Annotated in this window: 14 protein-coding genes; 11 read left to right on the top strand and 3 right to left on the bottom strand. The window is 75.0% G+C overall.

What is annotated here, in order from left to right:
• Positions 1 to 6: 6 nt before the first annotated feature.
• The gene (locus BMY04_RS19350) at positions 7 to 210 is read right to left on the bottom strand and encodes a hypothetical protein (RefSeq protein ID WP_139210006.1); all 204 of its coding nucleotides are present in this window, start codon (positions 208 to 210) and stop codon (positions 7 to 9) included.
• Positions 211 to 458: 248 nt separating this feature from the next.
• Complete coding sequence (gene coaA / locus BMY04_RS19345; protein ID WP_091185370.1) at positions 459 to 1,424, bottom strand: type I pantothenate kinase; 966 nt, start codon at positions 1,422 to 1,424, stop codon at positions 459 to 461.
• Between the two features lie 118 nt (positions 1,425 to 1,542).
• On the opposite strand from coaA, the gene glmS reads away from it, so the two are divergent.
• The 6 genes from glmS to BMY04_RS19315 all read left to right on the top strand — a co-directional run bounded on the left by glmS (position 1,543) and on the right by BMY04_RS19315 (position 8,455).
• Complete coding sequence (gene glmS, locus BMY04_RS19340; RefSeq protein WP_091185367.1) at positions 1,543 to 3,387, top strand: glutamine--fructose-6-phosphate transaminase (isomerizing); 1,845 nt, start codon at positions 1,543 to 1,545, stop codon at positions 3,385 to 3,387.
• A gap of 152 nt (positions 3,388 to 3,539) precedes the next feature.
• Entirely contained in the window at positions 3,540 to 3,890 is a 351-nt protein-coding gene (locus tag BMY04_RS19335) for a holo-ACP synthase (protein ID WP_091185734.1), read from the top strand.
• A gap of 69 nt (positions 3,891 to 3,959) precedes the next feature.
• Positions 3,960 to 5,387: an NAD(P)H-hydrate epimerase gene (locus BMY04_RS19330; protein WP_232506517.1), complete on the top strand. Its 1,428-nt coding sequence runs from the start codon at positions 3,960 to 3,962 to the stop codon at positions 5,385 to 5,387.
• Positions 5,384 to 6,580 carry an alanine racemase gene (alr, locus tag BMY04_RS19325; RefSeq protein WP_232506516.1) on the top strand — a complete coding sequence of 399 codons (1,197 nt, stop codon included), beginning with the start codon at positions 5,384 to 5,386 and terminating at the stop codon, positions 6,578 to 6,580. Before BMY04_RS19330 ends, alr begins: the two co-directional genes overlap by 4 nt.
• Entirely contained in the window at positions 6,580 to 7,824 is a 1,245-nt protein-coding gene (locus BMY04_RS19320; protein ID WP_091185364.1) for an alpha/beta fold hydrolase, read from the top strand. Before alr ends, BMY04_RS19320 begins: the two co-directional genes overlap by 1 nt.
• A complete protein-coding gene (locus BMY04_RS19315) occupies positions 7,817 to 8,455 on the top strand; it encodes a nucleoside/nucleotide kinase family protein (RefSeq protein ID WP_091185361.1) in 639 nt (212 codons plus the stop codon). The genes BMY04_RS19320 and BMY04_RS19315 overlap by 8 nt, the downstream gene beginning before the upstream one ends.
• Before the next feature lie 17 nt (positions 8,456 to 8,472).
• Here the strand turns inward: BMY04_RS19315 and BMY04_RS19310 are convergent, their stop codons facing one another.
• Entirely contained in the window at positions 8,473 to 9,318 is an 846-nt protein-coding gene (locus BMY04_RS19310; RefSeq protein ID WP_091185360.1) for a hypothetical protein, read from the bottom strand.
• Between the two features lie 361 nt (positions 9,319 to 9,679).
• Between BMY04_RS19310 and BMY04_RS19305 the strand changes: the two genes are divergently transcribed.
• From BMY04_RS19305 to tsaD, 5 genes are all read left to right on the top strand, one after another.
• Positions 9,680 to 11,896 carry a DEAD/DEAH box helicase gene (locus BMY04_RS19305; RefSeq protein ID WP_091185356.1) on the top strand — a complete coding sequence of 739 codons (2,217 nt, stop codon included), beginning with the start codon at positions 9,680 to 9,682 and terminating at the stop codon, positions 11,894 to 11,896.
• Between the two features lie 112 nt (positions 11,897 to 12,008).
• A complete protein-coding gene (tsaE, locus tag BMY04_RS19300; RefSeq protein WP_232506515.1) occupies positions 12,009 to 12,965 on the top strand; it encodes a tRNA (adenosine(37)-N6)-threonylcarbamoyltransferase complex ATPase subunit type 1 TsaE in 957 nt (318 codons plus the stop codon).
• The gene (gene tsaB, locus BMY04_RS19295) at positions 12,958 to 13,695 is read left to right on the top strand and encodes a tRNA (adenosine(37)-N6)-threonylcarbamoyltransferase complex dimerization subunit type 1 TsaB (RefSeq protein ID WP_232506514.1); all 738 of its coding nucleotides are present in this window, start codon (positions 12,958 to 12,960) and stop codon (positions 13,693 to 13,695) included. Before tsaE ends, tsaB begins: the two co-directional genes overlap by 8 nt.
• Positions 13,692 to 14,291, top strand: coding sequence for a GNAT family N-acetyltransferase (locus tag BMY04_RS19290; protein WP_091185352.1), 600 nt, complete (start codon positions 13,692 to 13,694; stop codon positions 14,289 to 14,291). The genes tsaB and BMY04_RS19290 overlap by 4 nt, the downstream gene beginning before the upstream one ends.
• Positions 14,288 to 15,340, top strand: coding sequence for a tRNA (adenosine(37)-N6)-threonylcarbamoyltransferase complex transferase subunit TsaD (gene tsaD, locus BMY04_RS19285; protein WP_091185349.1), 1,053 nt, complete (start codon positions 14,288 to 14,290; stop codon positions 15,338 to 15,340). The genes BMY04_RS19290 and tsaD overlap by 4 nt, the downstream gene beginning before the upstream one ends.
• The last annotated feature ends 97 nt before the right edge of the window (positions 15,341 to 15,437 follow it).

The following is a 15,437-nucleotide window of genomic DNA, read 5'->3' as shown; positions in this document are numbered from 1 at the left end:
GCCGCCTCAGGGCGTCGTGACGGCCTGGAAGAGCTGGGCCACCCCGGGCAGCACGCCGAGCGCGGCCAGGACGAGGGCGGCGACGACCACCACCAGCGAGAGCAGCAGGCCGAAGGCGAGCGCACCGAAGGCGCCGAAGAAGCCGGCCTTGAAGGCGGTCCCGGCGCTGAGCCGTGCGCGCGGCGGCAGCGGGCCGTGCTCGTTCGCCATGTCCTCCACCGTAGCCGTGCGGTCGTCCACCGGGAGCGCCCACGACGTGCGCGTGGGCGACGAGCACCCGAATTCTGCGCGTCACGCAGGAACGAGGCTCCCAGCCCGGGCGGACCCGGTGACGGCGTGCCGGCCGGGCCCCCCTTGCCGGCCGGCACGCGCGTCGGGGTGGAGGAGCACCGGGGCCGCGTCCTGATACACGTCCGGTGCGGGACCGGCGGAGGCCGCGCGTCCGCGCCGTGGCCGGCTCAGACCTTGCGGATCCGCACCCACTCGACCCGGTGGTCGGGGCCCTTGCGCAGGATCGCCGTGGCCCGGCCGCGCGTCGGGAGGATGTTCCGGCGCAGGTTCGGGCCGTTGATGGTGTCCCACAGGTGCTCGGCCCGCGCGACGGCCTGCTCGGGCGTCAGCTCGGCGTAGCGCGTGAAGTACGAGCGCGGGTCGCGGAACGCGGTCTCCCGCAGCGACAGGAAGCGCGAGACGTACCAGGCGCGGATGTCGTCGAGGTCGGCGTCGACGTAGACGGAGAAGTCGAAGAAGTCGCTCACCGCCAGCCCGGTGGTGCCGTCGGGGCGGACCACGGCCGGCTGCAGGACGTTGAGGCCCTCGACGATGAGGATGTCCGGGCTGTCCAAAACCACCTGCTCGTCGGGGACGATGTCGTAGACCAGGTGGCTGTAGACGGGGGCGGCGACGCGGGGCTTGCCGGACTTGACGTCCATGACGAAGCGCAGCAGCGCGCGCCGGTCGTACGACTCGGGGAAGCCCTTGCGCTCCATGAGCCCGCGCCGGGCGAGCTCGGCGTTCGGGTGCAGGAAGCCGTCGGTCGTGACCAGCGCGACCCGCGGGTGCCCGGGCCACGCGGCCAGCAGCTCGCGCAGCAGGCGGGCGGTCGTGGACTTGCCGACCGCCACCGAGCCGGCGATGCCGATGACGAAGGGCGTGCGGCCGACCGACAGGTGCAGGAAGTCGCCGGTGCTGCGGTGCAGCTCGCCGGTGAGGTCGACGTAGCGGGTGAGCAGGCCGCTCAGCGGCAGGTAGACCTCGCGCACGTCGCGCAGCGAGGTCGGGTCGTCCAGGCCGCGGACCCGCTCCAGGGTCTCGGCGTCCAGGCCCAGCTGGTCGCTGGCGGCGAGCGCGGCCCAGTCGGCCCGGCTGCGCTCCACGTAGGGGCTGGGCGGCGCCTCGACGTCGAGCGCCCGCGACTGGGTCACGGTCGCTCAGGGTAGTGCGCGCGACCAGCCGTGGGACTTCTCTCCACAGGCCGGTCGGTGCCGCGCAGGAACCTTGCGTTCCGGGTCCAGGCGGCCGTGCTCCCGTACGCTGGCGCCCATGTGCGGAATCGTCGGCTACGTCGGCCCGAGGTCGGCGCTCGGTGTCGTGGTCGAGGGGCTGCGGCGCCTCGAGTACCGCGGCTACGACTCCGCGGGGGTCGCCGTCGTCAGCGACGGAGAGCTGCACGCCAGGAAGAAGGCGGGCAAGATCGCCAACCTCGACGCCGAGCTGGCGGCGCACCCGCTGCCCGCCGACGGGCTCGGCCTGGGCCACACGCGCTGGGCCACCCACGGCGGCCCGACCGACACCAACGCGCACCCGCACGTCTCGTACGACGGCCGGGTCGCCGTCGTGCACAACGGCATCATCGAGAACTTCGCGGCCCTGCGCACCGAGCTCGGCGAGGACGGCATCACCTGCGTCTCCGAGACCGACACCGAGGTCGTCGCCCACCTGCTCGCGCAGCAGGTCGCCGCCGGGGTGGACCTGGCCGACGCGATGCGTCTCGTCTGCCGCCGCCTGCAGGGCGCCTTCACCCTCGTCGCCGTCGACGCGCAGGGCCCGCGCCAGGTCGTGGCCGCGCGCCGCAACTCCCCGCTCGTGGTGGGCGTGGGGGAGGGCGAGAACTTCCTCGCCTCCGACGTCGCCGCGTTCATCGAGCACACCCGCGACGCGATCGAGCTCGGCCAGGACCAGGTCGTCGTGATCACCGACTCCGACGTGACCGTCACCGACTTCGACGGCGCCCCGGCGCCGGTGCGCCCGTTCCACGTCGACTGGGACCTGTCGGCCGCCGAGAAGGGCGGCTTCGACTGGTTCATGCGCAAGGAGATCTACGAGCAGCCGAAGGCGGTCGCCGACACCCTCCTGGGTCGCCACGACGAGAACGGCCGGCTCACGCTCGACGAGGTGCGCATCTCCGAGGAGGAGCTGCGCCGCATCGACAAGATCATCATCATCGCCTGCGGCACCGCCTCGTACGCCGGGCTCGTCGCCAAGTACGCCATCGAGCACTGGACCCGGATCCCCTGCGAGGTGGAGCTGGCCAGCGAGTTCCGCTACCGCGACCCGATCGTCGGGCCGACGACCCTGGTCGTCGCCATCAGCCAGTCCGGCGAGACCGCTGACACGCTCATGGCGATCCGGCACGCCCGCGAGCAGCACGCCCGCGTGCTGGCCGTCTGCAACACCAACGGCGCGACCATCCCGCGCGAGTCCGACGCCGTCATCTACACCCACGCCGGCCCGGAGATCAGCGTCGCCTCGACGAAGGGCTTCACCACCCAGATCGTCGCCTGCTACCTGCTCGGGCTCTACCTCGCGCAGGTGCGCGGGACGAAGTTCGGCGACGAGATCGCCGCGCTGATGGGGGAGCTGGCCACGATGCCCGACGCGATCGCGCGGGTGCTCGAGGGCATGGACCCGGTGCTCAAGCTGGCGGCGGACTTCGCCGAGGAGCGCGTGGTGCTGTTCCTGGGGCGCCACGTCGGCTACCCCGTCGCCCTGGAGGGCGCGCTCAAGCTCAAGGAGCTCGCCTACATCCACGCGGAGGGCTTCGCGGCCGGCGAGCTCAAGCACGGCCCCATCGCGCTCATCGAGGACGGGCTGCCGGTCTTCGTGGTGATCCCGCCGCGCGGGCGCGACATGCTCCACGACAAGGTGCTGTCCAACCTGCAGGAGGTCCGCGCCCGCGGCGCCCGCACCGTCGTCCTCGCCGAGGCCGACGACCACGAGGTGCTCCCGTACGCCGACGTCCTCGTCCCGCTGCCCCAGGTCTCGACGCTGCTGCAGCCGCTCGTGGCCACGGTCCCGCTGCAGATGTTCGCCTGCGAGCTCGCAACCCTCAAGGGCCACGACGTCGACCAGCCCCGCAACCTCGCCAAGTCCGTCACCGTCGAGTGACCCGCCCGCTGCGCGCGTTCCCGTCCCTCGAGTCCCCGGTTCTTCACGTGAACGTGAAAAACCGATGTTCCACCGAGCAGATCTGCTGTGGGTAGCGCCAGCTTGCTGAGTACACCGGCGCTGGCCCGCCGGCCCGTGCCCAGGGAGTGCCGGTGATCGTCGGCGTCGGGATCGACGTCTGCGACGTGGAACGGTTCGGTCAGACGCTGCAGCGGCGCCCGGGCCTCGTGCGCCGCCTGTTCACCCCGGCCGAGGCGGAACGTCCCGTGGCCTCCCTCGCCGCGCGGTTCGCGGCCAAGGAGGCGCTGGCCAAGGCGCTCGGGGCGCCGCAGGGGATGTCCTGGCAGGACGCCGAGATCGTCACCGACGAGCGCGGGCGGCCGCGCTTCGAGGTCCGCGGAACCGTCGCCGCCCAGGTCGCGGTCGCCGGGATCACCTCCATCCACGTGAGCCTGTCCCACGACGCCGGCATCGCCTCCGCCGTCGTGGTCTGCGAGGGCTGAGCCGCCCGAGGTGCCGTGCAGCGGCGCCGATCCCACGGTCGTACGACGCCGCTGGATAGGGTCGCCAGCGTGCAGGCCTTCACCGTCGAGCAGGTGCGCCGGATGGAACGTGCGGCCATGGGTCCCGAGGACGACGGCACCCTCATGCAGCGGGCCGCCGCCGGCCTGGCCGCCGTCGTCGTCGAGGCGCTGCGGACCCGCGTCGACCGCGTGTACGGCGCCCGGGTGCTCGTGCTCGTCGGGCCCGGCAACAACGGCGGCGACGCCCTGTGGGCCGGTGCGCGGCTGGCCCGGCGCGGCGTCCGCGTCGACGCGGTCGGTGTGCTCGGGACCCCGCACGCCGAGGGGCTCGCCGCCCTGCTCGCCGCCGGCGGCCGACGCCTCGAGCGCGCGCAGCTGAGCGCCCTGGGCGCGTACGACCTCGCCCTCGACGGGATCCTCGGCATCGGCGGGCGGCCCGGCCTGCCCGACGACGTCGCCGACCTCGTGGACCGCCTCGCCGACGCCGACGTCCCGGTGGTCGCCGTCGACCTGCCCTCCGGCGTCGCCGCCGACACCGGCGCGGTCCCGGGTGCGGCGGTCACCGCCGCCGTCACCGTCACCTTCGGGGTGGTCAAGGTGGGCCACCTCCTCGAACCCGCGCGCAGCCGTACGGGCCGCCTCGTGCTCGTCGACATCGGCCTGGACACCAGCGCCGAGGAGCCGGAGCTCGACGCCTGGGACGCGGCGCGGGTGGCCGCCGCGTGGCCCTGGCCGGCGCCGCAGAGCGACAAGTACGCCAAGGGTGTGGTCGGCGTCGACTGCGGGTCGGAGACCTACCCGGGCGCCGGGATCATGGCCACGTACGGCGCCGTGCACGGCGGCGCCGGGATGGTGCGGTTCCTGGGGCCGGAGTCGGCGCAGACCGTCATCACCACGAACCTGCCCGACGTCGTCTTCGCCCCCGGCCGGGTGCAGGCCCACCTCCTCGGCTCGGGCTGGGGCGACCGGGCGGACGGCACGCAGGCGGTGGCGGACGCCGTCGCCTCCGAGGTCCCGGGCGTCCTCGACGCCGACGGGCTGCGGTACCGGCCCGAGACGATGCCGGGCACCTGGCTCCTCACGCCGCACGCGGGCGAGCTCGCCCGGCTGCTCGGCGTGGAGCGTTCCGAGGTCGAGGACGACCCGCTGGCCGCCGTGCGCGCCGGGGTCGGGCGCACCGGCGCGACGGTCCTGCTCAAGGGAGCGACGCAGCTCGTCGCCCGCCCCGGGACCCGGACCGTCGAGCTCGCCGTGCCGGGTCCCGCGTGGACCGGGCGCGCCGGTTCCGGGGACACGCTCGGCGGCCTCTGCGCCGCCGTCCTCGCCGCCGGCCGGCCCGCGCACGAGGCCGCGGTCCTCGGCGCCTCCCTGCAGGCGGTCACGGCCGCCGCGCACCCCGGTCCGCTCCCGCCGCACGCGCTCGCCGAGCGGTGCGCCGACCAGCTCGGCGCCTGGTGGCAGGAGGGCCGGCGGTGACGCCGACCACCGCTCCGGACGCTTCGGCCCCGTCCGCGATCGACCCCGCGACGGCGAGCGCCGAGATCGACCTGGCCGCCCTGCGCGACAACGTCGCCGCCCTCGCGGCGCACGTCGGCCCCGCCGCGCTCATGGTCGTGGTCAAGGCCGACGCGTACGGGCACGGGATGGCCGTCTGCGCGCGCGAGGCCCGCGCCGCCGGCGCCACCTGGCTCGGCGTGGCCACGCCCGGCGAGGCGCTGGCCCTGCGTGCGGTGGGCGACACCGGACCGCTGCTGTGCTGGCTCTACGGGCCGACGGAGGACCTCAGCCCGCTGGTCGCGGCCGACGTCGACGTCTCGGCGTCGAGCGCGGAGGACATCTCCCGGCTGGCCGCCGGCGCGGCCGTGGCCGAGCGGGTGGCGCGGGTGCACCTGAAGGTCGACACCGGCCTGACGCGCAACGGCGCGCCGGAGCACGCCTGGGACGAGCTGTTCGCCGCGGCTGTCGAGGCCGAGGGCGCCGGGGCGCTCCGTACCGTCGGGCTCTGGTCGCACCTCGCGGCCGCCGACGAGCCGGGCCACCCGTCGGTCGGCCTCCAGCTCGCGGCCTTCGACCGGGCGTACGTGCGGGCGCGGCTGGCCGGCCTGCAGCCCGAGCTGCGCCACCTCGCCAACTCCGCGGGCGCGCTCGTCGTCCCCGAGGCCCGCTTCGACCTGGTCCGCGTCGGCATCGCCGCGTACGGGGTGGAGCCCGCGCCCGGGCTCGCCGCCCTCGCCGGCGTCACGCTCACCCCCGTCATGCGCCTGCGCGCGCAGCTCGCGCTGGTCAAGCGCGTCGCCGCCGGCACGGGCGTCTCCTACGGCTGGACCTGGACCGCGCCGTCGGACACGGTCGTCGGCCTGGTGCCGCTCGGCTACGCCGACGGGGTGCCGCGCCACGCCGGCAACGTCGCGGAGGTCGCCGTCGGCGGCCGGCGGGCCCCGGTGCGCGGTCGCATCTGCATGGACCAGCTGGTCGTCGAGCTCGGCCCCGACGCCCGCGAGGAGCCGGGCGACGAGGTGACGCTGTTCGGCGGCGGGCCGGAGGCACCGACGGCGGCCGACTGGGCCGAGGTCTGCGGGACGATCGGCTACGAGATCGTCACCCGTATCGGCGCGCGGGTGCCGCGGGTCTACCGCCACGGCCTCGACGCCGCCGGGGACGGGCGCTGATGGCGGCCCGCGCGCCCCGCGGCCTGGGGCGCGCCCTCGTGCGCCGTGCCGGGCGACGCTCGTCGCCGACGGCCTCCCTCGCCTCCTGGACCGGCGGTGGGCTGGGTGCGGGCGTCGGCCTGGTGGCCGGGGTGCTCGCGCTCGCCGCCGGCGGGGTGGCCGTCGGGCTCGAGCTCGAGAAGCGGGTCGTGACCAAGCGGATCGGCCGCGCGTCCGCCGCCGAGGACAAGATCGTCCTGCCGCGCTCCGACGGGCCGACCGTCCGCACGCCCGACGGGGTGCCGCTGCACACCGAGGTCGACGAACGGGCGGACGACCCGGCGGCGACGTACGGCACCGAGCTCCCGCCGCTGCCCGCCGACGCGCCGACCCTCGTGCTCGTGCACGGCTACGCGCTGAGCCTCGACTGCTGGCTCTACCAGCGCGCGCACTTCCGCGGCCGGGTGCGGGAGGTGCTCTACGACCAGCGCTCGCACGGCCGCTCGGGCCACTCGTCGGCGGAGTTCTGCCGCGTCCCCCAGCTCGCCGAGGACCTGCGCCAGGTGCTGGCCGAGGTGACCGGCGACGGCCCGGTCGTCCTGGTCGGGCACTCGATGGGCGCGATGACGATCATGCACCTGGCGCTGTCGTACCCCGAGCTGTTCGGCCCGCAGGTGAAGGGCGTCGCGCTGTTCTCGACGTCGGCGGGGGAGATGGCCGACTACTCGCCGGTGCGCGCCATCCCGGGCGCGGTCTTCTCGAAGGTCGCGCCACCGCTGCTCGCCGGCCTCAACCGCGTGCCGGAGCTGGTCGCGCGCAGCCGGCAGGCCGGCACCGACCTCGGATTCGTGGTGACCAAGCGGATGGCCTTCGGCTCCGACGTGCCCGCCAACCTGGTCGAGCTCACCAGCGAGATGCTCGGCGAGACCTCGCTGGAGGTCGTGGCCGACTTCTACCCGACCTTCTCCGAGCTCGACGAGTACGAGGCGTTCGCCGTCATGAGCCGGGTCCCCTGCGCCGTCGTCGGCGGGCTCGACGACGTGATCACGCCGATCGAGCACACCGACAAGATCATCGAGCTCATGCCGCAGGCGCGGTCGCTGCGGGTCGAGCACTGCGGGCACCTCGGCCTGATGGAGCACCCGGAGGTCTTCTCCGGCGTGGTCGAGGACCTGTACGCGCAGGTGCTGCAGGACGGCGCCGGCGGGGACGCCGCCGACGGGAACGCCGCCGACGTGGACGCCGAGGGAGCAGCGCGTGCCTGAGACCGTCCGGGCCACCACGGCCGACCTCCTCGCCCGCGCGGCCGGGCTCGCCTCGACCGGCCGGCGGGTGCTGCTCGGCGTCACCGGACCGCCGGGTGCGGGCAAGACCACGCTGGCGCGCGCGCTCGTCACCGGGCTCGGTCCGGAACGTGCGGTGCTCGTGCCGATGGACGGCTTCCACCTCGCCGACCCGACCCTGGTCGCTCGGGGGAGCCGCCTGCGCAAGGGCGCGCTCGACACCTTCGACGTCGGCGGCTACGTCTCGCTGCTGCGCCGGCTCCGCGACCAGCAGGAGGCGTACGTGCACGCCCCGGACTTCGACCGGGCCCTCGAGGCGTCGCTCGGGTCGGCGATCCCGGTGGCGCGCGAGGTGCCCCTCGTGGTCACGGAGGGCAACTACCTGCTGAGCGACGAGGGCGCCTGGGCCGAGGTGCGGGGACTGCTCGACGCGACGTGGTTCATCGACGTGCCCGACGACGTCCGGGTCCGTCGCCTGGTCCGCCGCCGCGAGGGCTACGGCGCCGACCACGCCGAGGCCGTGGCCTGGGCCACGGGCAGCGACCAGGCCAACGCCGACGTCGTCGCCACCACCCGCGACCGGGCGGACCTCGCGGTGACGCTCGTCCGCTGACGCCCGCGACGGGTCGCTCACCGGCTCGGCGGGACGTCCTCGGGCGAGCACAGGCTGCAGGGGTGCCGGGCGGCTGCTGCCGCGTGGGCCGCCTGCGCCTGGTCGCGCCACGCGATGACCGCTCGGCGGGTCGCGCCCAGCAGGAGATCGGTGCGCCCGAGGACGAGCAGGTCGGGCGCACGGCTCGGCCGGCGGATGACGAGCGGCAGCGGGCCGGCGATCGCACGTTCGACCGCGCGACCCGCCGCAGAGATCGTCGAGGTGAGCCCGAGCACGTGCTGGACCGCACCGGGGCTGAGGAGTCCGGGGCCGAAGAGGCCGTTGGCCCTGCCGATCGCCCAGGCGATGCCGGACGCGCGCTGGTGGGCGCTGAGGTGCGGCGGCCTCGGTCCACGAGGTGAGGCGAGCAGCCTGGCCGCCCGGCGCATGGCGAGCACGGTCTCGCCGTCGAAGCAGGCGTCGCCCAGTCGGAGGAGCAGCTCGTCGAGCTCGTCCTCCGGCGGTGCCTCGGAGGTTGCTTGTCGGTGCGCCTCTGCCTCGGGCTCGCCGAGGGGCGAGTCCGTGAGCTCGCCGAGCGCGCTGCTCGAGCCGCACAGGGCGGTTAGCCAGTCCAGGAGGTCTTGGCTCTCGTCGCGGGGGAGCTGGACGACCGGACGCGCTCGCTCTTGCGCCAGGTGCTCCCACCGCGTGCCCTCGGCCGGTTCGTGCCAGGTGTCGACGAGTCGGCCGTCGAGGAGCACCAGGTGCACGATGGCCCGCTCGCTCGACCAGCGACCATGCTCTGCGCCGGGCTCGCCGAGCCAGTCGAGGTCGTCGAGGCCGATGGCCCGCGCTGCGGTGTGGTTCGTCGGGCTCGGGTTCATGGACCTGCTCCTTCTGCTGGAGGTCCACGGTCCCAGCGGCCGGGGCGCCGGCCAGGGTTTTCCCCATGTTCCGGAGCCCGCCGGAGGTTGTCCCCAGAAGTCGTGCGGCCCCTTGCCCTCGGCGCTCACGCATGGCACGGCCGGAGTCCGTCGCCTGCCGTTTCGCCTCCGCGGGGCGAAGACTGTAGACTCGTCACAACCCGAGCGGCAACTCCACCTTCGGGACACCCGCGCCCTCCACCGAGAGCGGCGCACCTGGGTTCGTCTTCCCTCTCCTGCGCACAGAGTCGTTGCAGTCGATCACGGTCGTTGACGTACCTGACCGAGATCCCCCATGCCTGGGGAGAGAAGCGAGACAGTCATGTCCCCGAAGTCCCACGGTGCCGACGGCATCCCCAAGAAGCGCTGGTCGGCGGCCGAGCGGGCAGCCCGCGGGCACACCCCGCGTCGCAGCGGCGGCCTTCCGCGTACGCCGCTGCGTGGCGGACCCGCCCGCGACGCCGGCTCCCGCAACGACCGCAACGACACCGGCCGGGCCCGGGGCGAGTGGTCGACGCGTCCGCCGCGCGACGACCGTGCGCAGCGCGACGACCGTCCCGCGTACAACCGCGACGACCGTCCCGCCTACAACCGTGACGACCGTGCACGCCGTGACGACCGTCCCGCGTACAACCGTGACGACCGTTCGCGCGGTCGTGACGACCGTCCCGCGTACAACCGTGACGACCGTCCCGCCTACAACCGCGACGATCGCTCGCGTCGCGACGACCGTCCGGCGTACAACCGTGACGAGCGTCCCGCCTACAACCGCGACGACCGCTCGCGTCGCGACGACCGTCCGGCGTACAACCGCGACGACCGTCCGGCCTACAACCGTGACGACCGCGCACGCCGTGACGACCGTCCCTCGTTCAACCGTGACGACCGCCCGCGCCGCGACGACCGGCCCACGTACAACCGGGACGACCGTCCCCGCCGCGACGACCGCTCCTCGTACAACCGCGATGACCGGCCCCAGCGCGACGACCGGCCGCAGCGCACCGCGTCGGGCCGCCCGTCGTTCTTCGACTCCTACGACGACAAGCGTCCGGCGAACCGTGCGTACGGCGAGCGTTCCGACCGGGCGCACCACGCCTCGGCTCCCCGCACCACCAAGGTCCGCCCGCCCCGCGAGCGTGACGCCGAGCGCGAGCCCGAGCTCGTGACCCCCGAGCCCGCCGTCGAGGTCGAGCCGACCCCGGCCTTCGAGGGCACGTTCGCCGACCTCGGCCTGCCCGCGAACCTCGTCGCGACGCTGAACGCGTCCGGCATCGCGACGCCGTTCCCGATCCAGGCGGCGACGATCCCCGACGCGCTCGCCGGGCGCGACGTCCTCGGCCGCGGCCAGACCGGCTCGGGCAAGACGCTCGCCTTCGGCCTGCCGATGATCGCCAACCTCACCGACGGCCAGGGCGGCAAGCCGCCGCGCGGCCTGGTGCTGGTGCCGACCCGTGAGCTGGCCATGCAGGTCAACGAGGCGCTCGAGCCGCTCGCCCGCGTGGCCGGGCTGTCGACGGTGCTCATCGCCGGCGGCATGTCCTACACCCCGCAGCTGCGCGCCTTCGCCCGTGGCGTCGACCTCGTCATCGCCACGCCCGGCCGCCTGATCGACCTCATGGAGCAGGGCGAGCTCGACCTGAGCCGCGTCGAGGTCACGGTGCTCGACGAGGCCGACCACATGGCCGACCTCGGCTTCCTGCCCGCGGTGACGACGATCCTCGACACGGTCCCGAGCGGCGGCCAGCGGCTGCTGTTCTCGGCGACCCTCGACTCGGGCGTCGGCCGCATCGTGCGCCAGTACCTCGTCGACCCCGTCACCCACGAGGTCGACTCGGCCAAGGCGAGCGTCACGACCATGACGCACCACATGGTGCAGGTCGCGCCGCACGACAAGGCGCCGCTGACGGCGGAGATCGCCGCCCGCGAGGGCCGCACGATCGTCTTCGTGCGCACCCAGCGCGGTGCCGACCGCGTCGCCGAGCAGCTCCGCGAGGCCGGCGTGATGGCGGGCGCGCTGCACGGCGGGCTGACCCAGGGCGCCCGCACCCGGATCCTCGAGGCCTTCAAGGAGGGTTCCGTCCCGGTCCTCGTGGCCACCGACGTCGCCGCCCGCGGCATCCACGTCGACGACGTGGGTCTGGTCCTCCAGGTCGACCCGCCGGCGGGCTCGAAGGACTACCTGCACCGCGCCGGTCGTACGGCCCGCGCCGGCGGCACGGGCGTCGTCGTCAGCCTGGTGCTGCCGCACCAGCGCCGCGAGGTCACCCGGCTGCTCAACCAGGCCGCGGTCAGCGCGGACTCGATGGTCGGCACCCCCGGCGACGAGGAGCTGAACGCCGTGACAGGCGGTCGTCAGCCCTCGTACGACGCGGTGTCCGAGGCCGCCTTCCGCGCGATCATCGACCCGCCGAAGAGCCGGCCGGGCCGTGGGCGTCCCGCGGGTCGCGGCCAGGGCGGCCCCCGTGGCGCCCGTCCGCCGCGCCGGGGTCCGCGCACCGACCGCCAGCCGCGCACCGAGACGTGGGGCGCGTCGGCCTGACGCGTGCTCGAGCTTCTCGCCCGCCGTGCGCCGTGGTGGTGCACGGTGGGCGAGAGGTTCAGCCACCGCTCGTCGTACGGAGCCCTCGAACCGTGCCAGTAATCTCGCTGCCGTGAATCCGCCGCTGCCCGAACCCGTCGTGGTCGTGGCGACGGAGTCGGACGCCGCGGCCATGGTCGAGGTCGTGCACGCCGCCTTCGGCGCCCGCCCGCCCATCGACCCGCCGTCCACCGCGGACCAGGAGACGGCCGAGACGATCGCCGCGGCCCTGCGTCGCGGCGGCGGCATCGTCGCCACCGTCGGCGACCGCCCGGCGGGCGCGATCCTCGTCGGCAGCACCAGCGAGGACGTGGCGACCTTCGCCCGCGTCTCGGTGCACCCGGACTTCCAGCGCCACGGCATCGCCAGCGCGATGATCGCCGCCGCCGAGGACCTCGCCGCCCTGCAGGGGCACACGCGGGTCGACCTCTTCGCCCGCGAGGAGTTCGCCGAGCTGATCGCCTACTGGGGCCACCGCGGCTACGCCGTCGCCCGGCTCGCGCCCCACGGCGTGGTGCTGTCCAAGCCGCTGCCGACGGCGCTTCGGCTCGTGGACGCTGCCGCGACCACCGAGCTCGGCCGCCGGCTCGCCGACGTCGTGCGCCCCGGGGACCTGCTGGTCCTGTCCGGCGAGCTCGGCGCCGGCAAGACCACGCTCACCCAGGGGCTCGGCCACGGGCTCGGGGTCACCGGTCCGGTCATCTCGCCGACCTTCGTGCTGTCCCGGGTCCACGCGACGCCGACCGGACGCCCGACCCTGGTGCACGTCGACGCCTACCGGCTGGGCAGCGCCGTCGAGCTCGACGACCTCGACCTCGACGCGAGCGCCCCGACCAGCGTCACGGTCGTCGAGTGGGGGCGCGGGCTCGTCGAGCAGAGCTGGGACGACCGGCTCGAGGTCGACCTCGTGCACGACCCGGAGGGCGGGCGCCTCGCCCTGCTCCGACCCGTCGGCCCGCGCTGGGCCGACGTCGACCTCGCGTCGCTCGATCCGCAGACGCCGGCGTACGCGGAGGCGTCCGGTGCCTGACCCGCGTCCTGGCGGGCTGACCCTTGCGCTGGACACCTCGACCGACGTCACCGTCGGCCTGGCCCGCGGCACAGAGGTCCTCGCCGCCGAGCGCGTCACCGACCGCGTCGCGCACGTCGAGCAGCTCGTCCCCCTCGTGCACCGGGCGCTGGCCTCCGCCGGCGCCACGCTCGCCGACGTCGACCACGTGGTCGTCGGGCTCGGGCCGGGACCGTTCACCGGGCTGCGCGTCGGCATCGTGAGCGCCCAGGTCCTCGCCCACGTGCGGGGGGTGGCGCTGCACGGCGTGTGCAGCCTCGACCCGATCGCCCTCGCTCACGCAACGGCCATGAGTTCCGCGAGCGCTAGCGAGTGGAACTCAGCGGGGGGTGTGGGGGGTCGTCCCCCCTCAGGACAGGGCGACTTCGTCGTCGCGACCGACGCGCGGCGCCGCGAGGTCTACTGGGCCCGCTACGCCGCGGACGGCACGCGGCTGCAGGGTCCCGAGGTGAGCAGCCCCGACGACGTCGCGCGGCTGCCGACGGTCGGGCCGGGCGCCGACCTGTACGCCGACCGGCTCGAGGTCGTCGACGGTCCCCGGGTGCTCGACCCCGGCCTGCTGGCCGCGCGCGGCGCCGACCTGCCGGACGCCGGCACCGAACCGCTGTACCTGCGCCGGCCCGACGCCGCCGAGCCCGCCCGCCGCAAGTCGGTGCTGCACCTGCCGCCGGGCCAGGCGGTGCGGCGGTGAGCGCCGCCGCGACGGGCGACCTGGAACCGTCGGCCGCCTCGCTGCGCTTCAGCCTGCTCGCCGCACGACGCGACGACCTGCCGGCGATCCTGCGGCTCGAGGAGCAGGGCTTCGGCCCCGACGAGCGCTGGAGCGAGCGCAGCTGGGCCGGCGAGCTGCTCGGCGAGGGGCGCACCGTCCTCCTCGCGCGCGAGGCGCACCCGGCCGGGGTGGTCGCCCTGTCGACTGTCGGCGAGCTGGCCGACCTGCACCGCGTCGTCGTCGCCCCCGCGTACCGGCGCCAGGGCCTCGGCCTGCGCCTCGTCCGCGCAGGCCTGCTCGCCGTGCGCCACGCGGGCGCCCGGGCGGTGATGCTCGAGGTCGAGTGGACCAACGAGGCCGCCATCGCCCTCTACGGCCGCCTCGGCTTCGAGCAGCTGCACGTGCGCCGCGACTACTACGGTCCGGGCCGGCACGCGCTGATCATGAAGCTGTACGACCTCGAGGACTGGCCCGGCCGCTTCGCCCGGGCGGTCTCGGAGACGGCGTCGGACTTCGCCGCGGAGCACGCGGACGACCTGAGCATCGCGGACCTGACGACGGAGGAGGCACCGTGAGCGGCCCGCTCGTCCTGGGCATCGAGAGCTCCTGCGACGAGACCGGCGTCGGCATCGTCCGCGGCCACGAGCTGCTCGCCAACGAGGTCGCCTCGAGCGTCGACCTGCACGCACGGTTCGGGGGCGTGGTTCCCGAGATCGCCAGCCGGGCGCACCTCGAGGCGATGCTGCCGACCCTGGAGCGCGCGTGCGCCAAGGCCGACGTCGACCTGACCGAGATCGACGCCGTCGCGGTGACCGCCGGGCCCGGGCTCATGGGCGCGCTCGTCGTCGGGGTCGCGGCGGCCAAGGCACTCGCGTTCGCGCTCGGCAAGCCCCTGTACGGCGTCAACCACCTCGCCGGCCACGTCGCCGTCGACCTGCTCGAGCACGGCCCGCTGCCCACGCCCTGCGTCGCGCTGCTCGTCTCCGGCGGGCACACCTCCCTGCTGCTGGTGGACGACATCGCCGGGGTGCGCGGCCGAGGCATCGTCGAGCTCGGCGCAACCATCGACGACGCCGCGGGGGAGGCGTACGACAAGGTCGCCCGCCTGCTCGGCCTGCCCTACCCGGGCGGACCGGTGATCGACCGGGCGGCGACCGGCGACCCGAGGGCGATCGCCTTCCCGCGGGGGCTGACGACGCGCCGCGACCTCGAGAAGCACCGCTTCGACTTCTCGTTCTCCGGCCTCAAGACCGCCGTGGCCCGGTGGGTGGAGACCCGCGAGCGTGACGGGCTGGACGTTCCGCTGGCCGACGTGGCTGCGAGCTTCCAGGAGGCCGTGTGCGACGTCCTCAGCGCCAAGGCGCTCGCCGCGTGCGCCGCGACCGGCGCCACGAACCTCCTCATCGGCGGCGGCGTGGCCGCCAACGGACGCCTGCGCGCGCTGCTCGCCGAGCGGGCCGACGCGGCCGGCGTCACCCTGCGCACCCCGCGACCCGGGCTGTGCACCGACAACGGCGCCATGATCGCGGTGCTGGGTGCCGAGGTGATCGACGCCGGCGGCCGGCCCTCCGCGCCCGACCTCGGTGCGGACTCCGGCCTGCCCGTCAGCCGCGTCCTGGTCTGACGGTGCCCCCGGCCCCCGGCACCACCGCCCTGACCCCGGCCTCCCTCCGCCCGCGTCTGCTCGGTCTTCTGAAGCCTGCTCGCGCAGCAAAGCGCGC

Source organism: Microlunatus flavus (assembly GCF_900110855.1).
GTDB lineage: Bacteria > Actinomycetota > Actinomycetes > Propionibacteriales > Propionibacteriaceae > Microlunatus > Microlunatus flavus.
The sequence above is the reverse complement of the archived record's forward strand: the minus strand, read 5'-3'. Positions and strand labels throughout refer to the sequence as shown.